Source organism: Pseudomonas sp. TH10, from assembly GCF_016651255.1.
GTDB lineage: Bacteria > Pseudomonadota > Gammaproteobacteria > Pseudomonadales > Pseudomonadaceae > Aquipseudomonas.
In genome coordinates, this window is record NZ_JAEKEG010000053.1 from 17111 (window position 1) to 28872 (window position 11762).

Genomic DNA, 11762 nt, shown 5'->3' on the forward strand with positions numbered 1-11762 from the left:
TAACAAAAACGATGTGATACAAAATACTTCCATAAAGGCATCGCTTTGCGATCACGCTTTGTCACGTGCTTCAAGGAACGTCCCATGACCTGCTATAGCCTCGATGGCCTGACCCCGGTGGTTGATCCCACCGCTTATGTGCACCCCTCGGCGGTGTTGATCGGTGATGTGATCATTGGTCCTCATTGCTACGTAGGACCTTTGGCCAGCCTGAGGGGCGACTTCGGCCGGATCGTGCTGGAGGAGGGCGCCAATGTGCAGGACACCTGCGTGATGCATGGTTTTCCGGACAGCGACACGGTGGTCGAGCGTAATGGTCATATCGGCCACGGCGCGGTGTTGCACGGTTGCCGGATCGGCGCCGATGCATTGGTGGGCATGAACGCGGTGGTGATGGACAACGCGCGGATCGGCCCGCGTTCCTTTGTTTCGGCGGCGGCCTTTGTCAAAGCCGGATTCGAGTGCCCGGAACAGTCCCTGGTGATGGGTGCGCCGGCCAGCATCAAACGCGCACTCAGCGATGAAGAGGTGGCATGGAAGCAGGCCGGCACCCGCGAATATCAGCAACTGGCCAAGCGCTGCCTGGAGCAGATGCAGGTTTGCGAGCCGCTGGCGCAACCGGAGCCCGAGCGCCGGCGAATCAGCGACAGCGGCCTGCGGCCAAAGAGCAGCACTTTGTGAACAACAAGGGAATTGGGTTCACAGGCTGGCTTTCGGTATATTCCTTTTCTTTTTCAACCCGGTACGCCCATGTCGTCCCTGATTCCCCTGAACCATCTGATTACCCGCTTCCAGGAACAGACGCCGATCCGCGCCAGCTCCCTGATCATCACGTTGTACGGTGATGCCATCGAGCCGCATGGCGGAACGGTTTGGCTGGGTAGCCTGATTCAATTGCTCGAACCCATCGGCATTAACGAGCGGTTGATCCGCACCTCGATTTTTCGCCTGACCAAGGAAGGCTGGTTGACCGCCGAAAAGGTCGGGCGGCGCAGTTATTACAGCTTGACCGGCACCGGCCGCCGGCGTTTCGACAAGGCTTTCAAGCGGGTCTACAGCTCAACCGTGCCGGCGTGGGATGGTTCCTGGAGTCTGGTGATGCTCACCCAGCTGACCCAGGACAAGCGCAAACAGGTGCGCGAAGAGCTCGAGTGGCAAGGTTATGGTGCGATCTCGCCGGCAGTGCTGGCCTGCCCGCGCAGTGACCGCGGCGATCTGAACGCGACTTTGCTCGACCTGGGTGCCCAGGAAGAAACCATCGTTTTCGAGACCACGGCCCAGGATGTGCTGGCCTCCAAAGCCCTGCGCCTGCAGGTGCGCGAGAGTTGGAACATCGAAGAACTGGCGACCCACTACAGCGAGTTCATCCAGCTGTTCCGGCCGCTCTGGCAGGCGCTTCGCGAGCAGGAAAACCTGCAGCCGGCCGACTGCTTCCTGGCACGCGTCCTGCTTATTCACGAGTACCGCAAACTGCTGCTGCGCGATCCTCAACTGCCGGACGAATTACTCCCCGGGGATTGGGAAGGCCGTGCTGCACGCCAGCTGTGCCGCAACATTTACCGATTGATCTACGCCAAGGCCGAGGAATGGCTGAACACTGCGCTGGAAACCGCTGATGGCCCGTTGCCCGACGTCGGAGAAAGCTTCTATCGACGCTTCGGTGGGCTGAAATAGCTCACCAGAGGCAGGAGCGTGGCGGTCAGGGAGGATGCGTGGATTGGCGTAGATAATAAAAACAAGCCTGCGTGAGGCCCCACATGATTTCTTCTATTGCACAGCGCCGTGACGGGTTCGACCAGTGGATCCAGCAGATCAACCAGATCTGCGGCGCCTTTAATGCGCAACCCCTGGGCAGCGACTTTGCCGGCCAGATCCAGGAGCATCAGGACGGTGCGCTGAAGGCCAGCTTTGTCGAGGCGTGCCAGGCGCGGTTGTATCGAACTCCGCTGGAAGTCGCGGCGGGGGAGGGGGAAAATACTTTGCGGTGTTCCAGCTCGATGGCACTGCCGGTATGGCCCAGGCCGATAACAAGGTGTTGCTGTCGGCCGGCGACATCACTCTGATCGATGCTTCGCGTCCCAGCGACTTTACCTACAGCGAGAACTCCCGGCAGTTGTCGTTGATCCTGCCGGCGCAGTTGGTCGAGCAGACCTTGCGTTTTAATCAGGTGCGCTGCGGTCACCGGATCGCCGCAAGTTCGCCGATTGCCCTGTTGTCCCGACGCCTGATCCTCGACGCGACCCGGCAGAAATGCCTGAGCCGCCAGGAAAGTGAAGCGACGCTGGAGGCCATTGTCAGCCTGCTGCGCCCGGCGATCAGTCACACCGACGACTGCGCAGATGTGCACGAGCGTGCCTTTCGCCGGACCCTGAGCTTTATCGACCAGCACATTCGCTGCGAGGAGCTGTGCCCCGAATGGCTGGCGCGGGAGGTCGGCATGTCGACTCGCGGGTTGTATCGGATGTTTGCCAGGAAAGGGCTGGTGGTGGCTCGGTACATCAAAAACCGGCGTCTGGATTTGTGTGCTGAATCCTTGCGCCAGTCGCGGTCCGAGCAGAAATTGTCGGTGCTGGGGTATTCCTGGGGGTTCTGCGATTCAAGTTATTTTTCAACGGCATTCAAATCACGCTTCGGCATTTCACCCGGTGAATACCGCAAGCAACATGCCTGAAAGGCGACCCCTGTGGGAGCGAGCCTGTTCGCGATGGGTTGGTCAATAAACATCATCGTATCTGGCCCACCGCCATCGCGAGCAGGCTCGCTCCCTCAGGTTGTTTTGTGCCTGGCTCCATCTGCGTTTATCTTTTGTTGAGATTCAACGTCGGCGTTTCATCAAAGAAATTCCACGGTTTGAGCAGCACGTGTACCCACTCCGTCGGCATGATCGGCCACTCTTCTGCGCGGGCGATGTGGGTCGTACCGGTGGTCAGCCAGACCACGTTGTCGGTGTTGTCGATGGCCTGATTGTCCTGGGTGAACTGCCCCAGCCCCGAGTCCTTGTCCGAGCGGTTGGGGTACTTGCCCTCAGGGTATTTTTCATCCGGGCTGTAACGCGTCACCCAGAGTTGCTTGTCCATGAAACTGAGGCGGTGATAGAGCCATTCGTCCTTGCCGAAATTGGCCCCCTTGGCCACCGGATGAGTGCCGCCGGCGTAGGGGATCAACTGGTAGGACACCGGATTGCCCACCTTGTTTTCCTTGCTGAAGTTGCTCAGCAGGCGAACGGTCGAGGGGTCGAATTTCTGTGCCGCCTGCTGTTCGGTACCGACCACTTGCTGTTCGGTCTGCATGGTGCTGGTGCGCGGACCACCCCGGTCGTTTGACGCCACCACCGGGTTCACTTCCACCAGCGAGTTGTTCTCGCCATCCACGTCCAGGTCGAGGCGGAAGTTGTAGATGTGCTGGTGGGTCGTGCCGACGATATTGTGGTCCAGCAGCGTGCCATAGCGGGTGTCTTCCTTGGCCGTGGCATCGCGCATGGTGCTGGTCTTGACGCCCTTCACTGCCTCGATTCCGGTGGCGCCGGCGTCGATGCCGATCGTGCCGTTCTGCTGGAATACCCAGTCGAATATGTAGTCGTAGTTGCCCACTGTGCTGATCCAGCGCACCACCAGTTCGCGGCGCTCGGTGCTCAGGTTGGGTTGGCCCATTTCCTGGTGTTTGTATTCCGGGCCGGCGTAGCGCTCGAAGATCGCCATGGCGCGCGGCACGGTGGTGGGCTTGCCGGTGTAATCGGCGAGCGTGGCGTCCAGCAGGACGGCGTTGGCCGGCGCGTCCTTGCCCCGGGCGATCGGCGAGGTCAGGGTGCCCATGCCGTAATCGCCGGAGTCCAGGTAAGCCTTGAAGTACCAGCCGCCATCGGGATCGCCGTAGGGCACGATCATGCCGCCCAGGGAGCCCTCATACATGACTTTGCGTTTTTTACCCTGGTCGTCGTAGGTGACCGTCGACAGAATCGGGCCTACCCGTGAGTCGAGGCGCACGTGAAAGTCCCAATTCTGCCAGTGAATGCTGTTGCCGGTGATGGTGTAGTTCTTGCCCTCGGGCTCGGTGATTTCCAGCGGTTTGACGGCTACCCCGGCCGTCCTCGCCCGTCATAGGGGTGGGCTTCATCGGCACCGGGATCACGCCGCCGTCCTCGATCTTGATCAGCTTCTTCTGTTCCAGGTCGACCACCGCTACCAGCCCCTCGATGGGGTGGCTCCAGTAGTTGCCGTCGCCGATGTTGAGGTAACTGACGATCTTCAGCAGGCGCTTGTCCTGCGCCAGGCCGTCCTTGCCGTCGAAGTAACCGACGGTCAAGGGCGTGGCCACGACTTTTTTCACATCATCGATGCCGCGTTTGGCCAGGGCCTGGGCGTATTCGGGGCTGGCCTCGATGGCCGCCTGCACGGTGGCAAAGTCATCCAGCAACACCATGCCGTGGGCCCCTTCCACCGGTTGCCAGGAAAGGAGCATGCGACTGTCGAGATCGATCAACGCTTCGATCACGTGCTTGCCATCGAGCACCACGATGTTGGCCTGGCGCGGCTGCTTCACGGCCTGGCCGGTGAGGGCGAAGTTCCAGGTTTGATCCTTGGGCGGCTCGTGGATGGACACTTCGGTGAAACGAAAGCCGGGCTTGTAGTGCACCGACTGCTTGACGATCTCCACCGCACGACCGATTTCATCGGCGCTCAGGGGGTTTAGCGGGTTGGGCCTGGTCTCGACCACGAACGTCTTGTCCAGGCCGGACTGGAACACCTGGTTGATGAAGTCCTTGGACATGTAGGCCGTGTTGCCCTTGAACACCACCGGCACGGTCAGCTCGATGCGCTTGCCGTTGAGCATCGCCACCTTGGTGTCCGGCTTGACCTTGAGGTACACCCCGTCCCGGGTAATCACGAAGACGTTGGCATAGTCGTCCCACTTCACCGTCGCGCCAAACTCCTCAAGGCCCGCCTGCAACGGCACCATTTCGGCATGCCCGCCGTGGGCGGTGGCCTTTGGAATCCAGCCAGGCAGGCACAATGCGCTAAATGCCACGGACAGTGCGAGTCGGGCCAGGGGCTTTTTTATCGGTAATTTGACGGCGGTGAACATGGGCGAATTCCTTGAGGACAGCAGGTGACCGGCATACCTGCACTTTGCTACAGCCAGCGAAGGGCTTTCTTTGTTTGCCTGCCAGAATCCTTGGGCTTTGTGCCTAAATCAACTGTTACGTCACAAGGGCATGCAAGTTGCCCTTGGGTAACTGCCTTGAATCCATTGCTTCGCCTTAATACGAAGCATTACTATTCACGCCCCGTCTCCACAGCACGCCGCAATGACCCCTAAGCTGCCCCGCAGACCCGGCTTTTTCGAGCATTACGAAGAGTTGGTTGGCACCTGGACCCGTCGCCTGAGAAATCGTCAGCAGGCCGAGGATCTGGCCCACGATACCTTCGTGCGAGTGCTTGAGTCGGATTCGGCGGCGGTGGAGCAGCCTCGTGCATATTTGCACCAGACAGCGCGCAACATTGCAGTGGACGGCTATCGTCGCGAGGATCGACGAGGCGCCATGGAGTCGGGGGCGATCGATCACAGTGTGTCCTCGTGCGGCGACCCGGAGCATTTCGTGCAGGCGATCCAGTTGGCCGATTCCATTGAGCGCGCGCTGGCCGAGTTGCCGGTCAATTGCCGCAAGGTGTTCGTGTGGCAGAAGATCGAAGGTCTGACCCAGGCCGAGATCGCCGAACGCCTGGGACTGTCCAAGAACATGGTGGAAAAGTATATGATCCGCACGCTGCGGCATCTACGCGATCGCCTGGATGGGTTGCAATCATGATCGGTCGCGTCTTTCCATTCTCCGCCAAACAGGAACTTCCATGATGGATACCCGTGATTGCGCGTGCGGACCCACGGCGGTCCGCGATGAGGCGGCGCGCTGGTTCGTGGTTTTGCAGGGGCCGGTGGTGGATGTCCTGGAGCGTCAGCAGTTTGCAGCCTGGTTGGCCGAGCACCCGCAGCACCACTATGAATTCCAGGTACTTGAGGGGATGTGGTCGGCGGCGGACCTGCTGCCGGCGGCGCGTATGCAGGCCTTGTGTGACGTGCCGCCAGCGCGCAGCACGCGTCAGCCAATCCTGCGTTATGCCGTGGCCGCCAGCGTGCTGGCCGTGGCTCTGGGGCTGGGCTGGTTCACCACGATGGATAAGCCGGCTACCTACACTGGCGAGTTTTCCACGGCGCTGGGCGAGCGTCGGCAAGTGGCGTTGCCGGACGGTTCGATGATCGACCTCAACAGTCGCAGCCGCATTCAAGTGCATTTTGTGCAGCACCGTCGCGCCGTCGAGCTGACCGAAGGCGAGGCGATGTTCAGCGTCGAGCACGACGCCGATCGTCCGTTCGTGGTGGAGTCGGGCCGTGGCAGAGTCACGGTGACCGGCACCCGTTTTGATGTGCGCCGCGACGCCGGCGAAACCCGCGTAGTGGTCGAGCAGGGCACCGTCAAGGTCCAGGGACGGGACGTTGCCGATAGCCCATCCATCGACCTCGTCGCCGGCATGGGCACCCGTGTCGATCTCCAGGGCAAGGTCGCCGCAGCGTATGCGGTGGATGCAGCGCAGCTGACCGCCTGGCGCAGCGGCAAGCTGGTGTTCAATAACGCGAGCCTGAGCGAAGTGGCCGCCGAAGCCTCCCGTTATCGTGACAAGCCGATCACGGTCGCCAACGACAAAGTGGCCAATCTACGCCTGACCAGCGTGTTCAAATCTGACAACACTGATGCCCTGTTGAAGGCCTTGCCGAGCATCCTGCCGGTGGCCGTTCGTACCCTCGCGGATGGCAGTCAGGAAATAATTTCAAAATAAAATTCAGGTTTTTCTCGAGTTCATCGTCTTCCTGTTCAACTGCAACTGGTTTGCATTAACAGCCGCACACTCTTGCGATCCACAGGACTACGTTCGACGTGAAAAAAACCATCGCCCATAACAAAAAATCACCCTGGTTGCCGCTGGCCCTGGCCTTGGCCGCCAACTGCGCGCTGCCCCAGGCATTTGCTGCCGACGCCATCCACATCGACGCGCAGCCGTTGGGGCAGGCCTTGAGTCAGCTGGGCCAGCAGACTTCGCTGCAGGTTTTTTCAGCCCGGAGCTGGTCGCCGGCAAACAGGCACCTGCCGTGGACGGTAACCTTTCCCCGAGGAGGCCTTGCGCCAGCTGCTGCAGGGCAGCGGCCTGGATTATCAGATCGATGCAGGCTCGGTGACCCTGACCCCCACACCGACTTCCGCCCAGGAAGGGCCGCTGGAGCTCGGCGTGACGGATATCAAGGTGGTCGGCAATTGGCTCGGCGATGCCGATGCAGCCGTGGTGCAGAACCACGCCGGCGCACGCACGGTGATCCGTCGCGAGGCAATGGTCGAGCAAGGCGCAATGACAGTCGGCGACGTGTTGAAGCGGGTGCCGGGTGTGCAGGTGCAGGATTCCAACGGCACCGGCGGCAGCGACATTGCCCTGAACGTCGGCGTGCGCGGCCTGACCTCGCGGCTGTCGCCACGCTCCACGGTGTTGATCGACGGCGTGCCCGCCGCGTTCGCGCCGTACGGCCAGCCGCAACTGTCGATGGCACCGATTTCCTCGGGCAACCTTGACAGCATCGACGTCGTGCGCGGCGCCGGTTCCGTGCGTTATGGGCCGCAGAACGTCGGTGGCGTGATCAACTTCGTCACCCGCGCAATCCCGGAAAAAGCCACCGGTGAAATCGGCACTACGCTGGAAACCACCCGGTACGGTGGCTGGAAACACATCGACACGGCATTCCTCGGCGGCACCGCCGACAACGGCATGGGCGTGGCGCTGTTGTATTCCGGCGTCAACGGCAACGGTTACCGCGAGCGCAACAACGGCAACGACATCGACGACGTGCTGCTCAAGACCCACTGGGCGCCGACCGATCAGGACGATTTCAGCCTCAATTTTCACTACTACGACGCCAGCGCCGACATGCCCGGCGGCCTGACGCAGAAACAGTACGACGACAAACCTTACGACTCGGTGCGCGACTACGACAACTTCAGCGGTCGCCGCAAAGACGTGTCGTTCAAGTGGATTCGGCAGATCGACGAACGCACTCAGGCTGAAGTGCTGACCTACTACACCGACAGTTTCCGTGGCAGTACCATTGCCGCCCGCGATCAGAAAACCCTCAGCTCGTACCCGCGCTCCTATTACACGCTGGGCATCGAGCCACGGGTGTCGCGGGTGTTCGACGTCGGCCCAACCAGTCAGGAAGTCAGCGTCGGTTATCGCTATCTGAAAGAGGCGATGCACGAACAATCGAGTCGTCTGGCGCTGGTCAACAATGAGCCAGTGGTCACCAAGACGTCCGACGGCCACGTGTTCCAGGATCGTACTGGCGGCACCGAGGCCAACTCGGTCTACGTCGACAACAAGATCGACGTCGGCAACTGGACTATCACGCCGGGCATTCGCTTCGAACACATCAGCACCGACTGGCATGACCGTGCCGTGCTAGACACCGCCGGCAAGCGCGTACCGGAGAAAAACCGCAGCATCGAGAGCAACGAACCGCTGCCGGCCCTGAGCGTGATGTATCACCTGTCGGACGCGTGGAAGCTGTTCGCCAACTACGAAACCTCGTTCGGCAGCCTGCAGTATTTCCAGCTCGGTCAGGGTGGTTCGGGTGACCAGACCGCCAACGGTCTGGAGCCGGAAAAAGCCAAGACCTATGAGATCGGTACGCGCTACAACGATGACGTGTGGGGCGGTGAGGTGACGCTGTTCTACATCGACTTCGATAAAGAACTGCAGTACATCAGCAATGACGCGGGCTGGACCAACCTCGGTGCGACCACTCACCAGGGCCTCGAAGCCTCGGTGCATTACGACCTTGCCGCGCTGGACCCACGACTCGACGGCCTGACGGCCAACGCCGGCTTCACCTACACCCGGGCGGTGTATGAAGGAGAAATTCCAGGCTTCAAGGGGCGCGACTTGCCGTTCTATTCGCGTCAGGTAGCCACCGCCGGGCTGCGCTACGACGTCGATCGCTGGACCTGGAACGTGGACGCGTTCGCCCAGTCAAAACAGCGCTCCCCGGGCACGGCAGTGAACGCCGATGGCAGTTTCAGCGGCAATTACATCACCGAAGGCACCGCGGATGGTCAGTACGGCGACATTCCGGGGTACGTCACCTGGAACGTGCGTGGCGGCTATGACTTTGGCGCGACGCTGTCGAACCTGAAGCTGGGGGCGGGGGTGAAGAACGTGTTCGACAAGCAGTACTTCACCCGATCCAGCGACAATAATGCGGGGATGTATGTGGGGGCGCCGCGGACGTTTTTTGTGCAGGGTAGTGTTGGGTTTTAAGATCAAATTAATGTGTTGGGTTTAGCCAAGGATTGGGCGTTATCGTTGACCTCCATCGTCGGAACGCCGTCCGAAGCAAGCTTTGCTCCCACTGTTATCACCACCCGCAGGTGTTCATTTCAATTCGGGATGTTTGCACAAACAAGCGCAGCGCGCCGGCTTGATGCCTTGGTCGGCCCGAAGGCCGCCACGGCGAGGCTCTTGATCGCAGGCGCCCCGTTAAACCACGCTGGCCGAACGCAGGCATTGCGCAGCGGGGAAACCGGCAAGGATGCCGGTTTAGCCGCGCTGGGCCAGGGATGGCCCATCGCGGCGACCCGCGGAGCAATGCCGGAGTGAGGGCACACCGAGCCTGAGCGAGGTGCCGAGTGGTGGGGCAAGAGCGCTTTGGTTACTTTCGCGCTCTTCGAAAGTGACCCGCCGTAAGGGCGGAACCATAAGCCGCCGTTACCGCAGCAATGGATATGCACACAAAGCAAGATCAAAAGATCGCAGCCTCGTTTCACTCGACAGCTCCTACGACAGCTCCTACGACAGCTCGAAACATCAGATGCAGTAGGCGCGGAGCCATGAGCGCCGGCGGAAACGGGTCTGGAGCCAAACCTGAATACGGCAGTCAAACCTTCAACACCTTCCCGCCAATAGCCACCGCCACCAGCAACACCGCCATCAACCCGAACGCAAAGCTCAAACTGCTGCCATGGGCGATAAACCCGATCACCGCCGGCCCCGCAAGGATCCCTGCGTAACCCAAGGTAGTGATAGCCGGCACCGCGACGCTCTCGGGCATCACTGTCTGCTTACCGACCGCGGTGTAAAGCACCGGCACAATATTCGAACAACCCGCGCCCAGCAGCGCATACCCCACCAGGGCAAACTCCCAGTTGGGTGCAAAGGTCGCCAGGAACAACCCCGCGGCCGCCGTGAGCCCGCCAAACACAATCACCCGGGTGGCGCCCAGATGCCGGACAATCCGGTCACCGGTCAAGCGGCCCACGGTCATGGTCAAGGCAAACGCCGCGTAACCCAACCCGGCATAGGCCGTGTCGATGCCGCGCTCCTGCGCCAGGAACACCGCGCTCCAGTCCAGCGCCGCGCCCTCGGCGAGGAACACGATGAAGCACATCCCGCCAATGAACAGCACGATGCCATGAGGAATGGCGAACGCCGGACCGGAGCTTTCGCTGCCGTAAGGCAGCATGTGAGGCCGCCTTGCACAGCGCGATCAGCAGCATCACCACCACCACCAGCATCGCCATCAGCGGCGTAAGGCCAAAGCCGAGCAGAGCACTGACCCCCGCTGCGCCGACGATCCCGCCTAGACTGAACAACCCATGGAAACCCGACATCATGGTCTTGCCGCTGGCGCGTTCGACGATCACCGCTTGCAGGTTGACCGTCGAATCCACCGTGCCCAGGCCTGCGCCAAACATGAACAGGGCGGCGATCAGCGCCGGTATCGACGTCACCGTTGCCAGCAATGGCAGCGCCGCACAAATCAGCAACGTGCCGCCGACCGCCACTCGCCGACAGCCGAAGCGCGTGGCCAGGATACCGGCCATTGGCATCGCCAGGATCGAGCCCACCCCCAGGCATAACAGCAGCAGCCCCAGCGTGCCCTCATCCAGCCCGGCCCTGGCCTTGGCATAAGGCACCAGGGGCGCCCAGGCGGCGATGCCAAAACCGGCGATGAAAAAGCGACCCGCGTGGACATTTGCTCCAGGCGTCCGGGGATGAAGGTGGTGGGGGTGTTGAGGTTACTCATTGCAATCCTTGGTTAAAACGTCGCGTCCCCAAGGGACAGCGACTGTCCTGTGAGGTTCGGTCAGGCAGGGGCACATCTTGGCACAGGCGTTTGCAGTCAACCCATCATTCAACGCGGACCAAACAACTCAACTTGCGGCATCGTCCGTTTCATCAGCACCTTGCCATTGCGCACCGAATACAAAGGCAAACCCTGGCTGCGAATCACCTCGTAGTCGCTGTCTGCCGACAGGATCAGCAGGTTCGCCGGCCTCCCGCGTTCCAGGCCGTAGCGGTCACCCAGGGCCATCGCTTTAGCACTGTTGTCGGTGACCAGGTCCAGGGCGCTTTGCAAGTTGCGGTAGCCAAGCATGTGACAGATGTGCAGCCCGGCCTCCAGTACCCGCAGGATGTTGCCATTGCCCAGCGGATACCACGGGTCGACGATGGAATCCTGACCGAAACACACGTTCATGCCGGCTTCGAGCAACTCGTTCACGCGCGTTACGCCACGGCGTTTCGGGAAGTTGTCGAAGCGTCCTTGCAGGTGAATGCTTTCGGTCGGGCAGGAGACGAAGCTGATCCCGGAATGCCCGAGCAAACGAAACAGTTTCGCGCAGTAGGCATTGTCGTAGGAGCCCATGGCCGTGGTGTGACTGGCCGTGACGC

Annotated in this window: 6 protein-coding genes and 4 pseudogenes; 6 read left to right on the plus strand and 4 right to left on the minus strand. The window is 61.0% G+C overall.

Annotated features, from left to right (window positions below; all coding sequences use genetic code 11):
- Window positions 1-84: 84 nt before the first annotated feature.
- The 3 genes and pseudogenes from paaY (at window position 85) to feaR (ending at window position 2671) form a co-directional block, all read left to right on the plus strand.
- Window positions 85-681: a phenylacetic acid degradation protein PaaY gene (gene paaY, locus JFT80_RS08425; protein WP_201147565.1), complete on the plus strand. Its 597-nt coding sequence runs from the start codon at window positions 85-87 to the stop codon at window positions 679-681.
- 69 nt (window positions 682-750) lie between these two features.
- Window positions 751-1674: a phenylacetic acid degradation operon negative regulatory protein PaaX gene (gene paaX / locus JFT80_RS08430; protein ID WP_201147566.1), complete on the plus strand. Its 924-nt coding sequence runs from the start codon at window positions 751-753 to the stop codon at window positions 1672-1674.
- 83 nt (window positions 1675-1757) lie between these two features.
- A pseudogene (gene feaR / locus JFT80_RS08435) lies at window positions 1758-2671 on the plus strand (transcriptional regulator FeaR).
- Window positions 2672-2798: 127 nt separating this feature from the next.
- Here the strand turns inward: feaR and tynA are convergent.
- Window positions 2799-5082, minus strand: a pseudogene (gene tynA / locus JFT80_RS08440) (primary-amine oxidase).
- A 223-nt stretch (window positions 5083-5305) separates the two neighbouring features.
- Between tynA and JFT80_RS08445 the strand changes: the two are divergent.
- From JFT80_RS08445 to JFT80_RS08455, 3 genes and pseudogenes are all read left to right on the plus strand, one after another.
- Complete coding sequence (locus tag JFT80_RS08445) at window positions 5306-5806, plus strand: sigma-70 family RNA polymerase sigma factor (RefSeq protein WP_122838715.1); 501 nt, start codon at window positions 5306-5308, stop codon at window positions 5804-5806.
- Between the two features lie 40 nt (window positions 5807-5846).
- Window positions 5847-6830, plus strand: a complete 984-nt coding sequence (locus JFT80_RS08450) for a FecR family protein (RefSeq protein WP_201147567.1) — start codon at window positions 5847-5849, stop codon at window positions 6828-6830.
- A gap of 98 nt (window positions 6831-6928) precedes the next feature.
- Window positions 6929-9350: pseudogene (locus JFT80_RS08455) on the plus strand (TonB-dependent siderophore receptor).
- 616 nt (window positions 9351-9966) lie between these two features.
- Here JFT80_RS08455 and JFT80_RS25400 read toward each other — a convergent pair.
- The 3 genes and pseudogenes from JFT80_RS25400 to JFT80_RS08465 all read right to left on the minus strand — a co-directional run.
- Entirely contained in the window at window positions 9967-10551 is a 585-nt protein-coding gene (locus JFT80_RS25400; RefSeq protein ID WP_374091336.1) for an MFS transporter, read from the minus strand.
- A pseudogene (locus JFT80_RS25405) lies at window positions 10523-11005 on the minus strand (MFS transporter); the annotation flags it as partial. The pseudogene JFT80_RS25405 and the gene JFT80_RS25400, both read right to left, overlap by 29 nt.
- Before the next feature lie 218 nt (window positions 11006-11223).
- A partial coding sequence (locus JFT80_RS08465) for an amidohydrolase family protein (RefSeq protein WP_201147568.1) occupies window positions 11224-11762 on the minus strand: 539 nt, incomplete at its 5' end.

Coding starts and splice junctions, on each gene's coding strand:
- paaY (WP_201147565.1), top strand. CDS start 85: ATGACCTGCTATAGCCTCGATGGCCTGACCCCGGTGGTTGATCCCACC.
- paaX (WP_201147566.1), top strand. CDS start 751: ATGTCGTCCCTGATTCCCCTGAACCATCTGATTACCCGCTTCCAGGAA.
- JFT80_RS08445 (WP_122838715.1), top strand. CDS start 5,306: ATGACCCCTAAGCTGCCCCGCAGACCCGGCTTTTTCGAGCATTACGAA.
- JFT80_RS08450 (WP_201147567.1), top strand. CDS start 5,847: ATGATGGATACCCGTGATTGCGCGTGCGGACCCACGGCGGTCCGCGAT.
- JFT80_RS25400 (WP_374091336.1), bottom strand. CDS start 10,551: ATGCTGCCTTACGGCAGCGAAAGCTCCGGTCCGGCGTTCGCCATTCCT.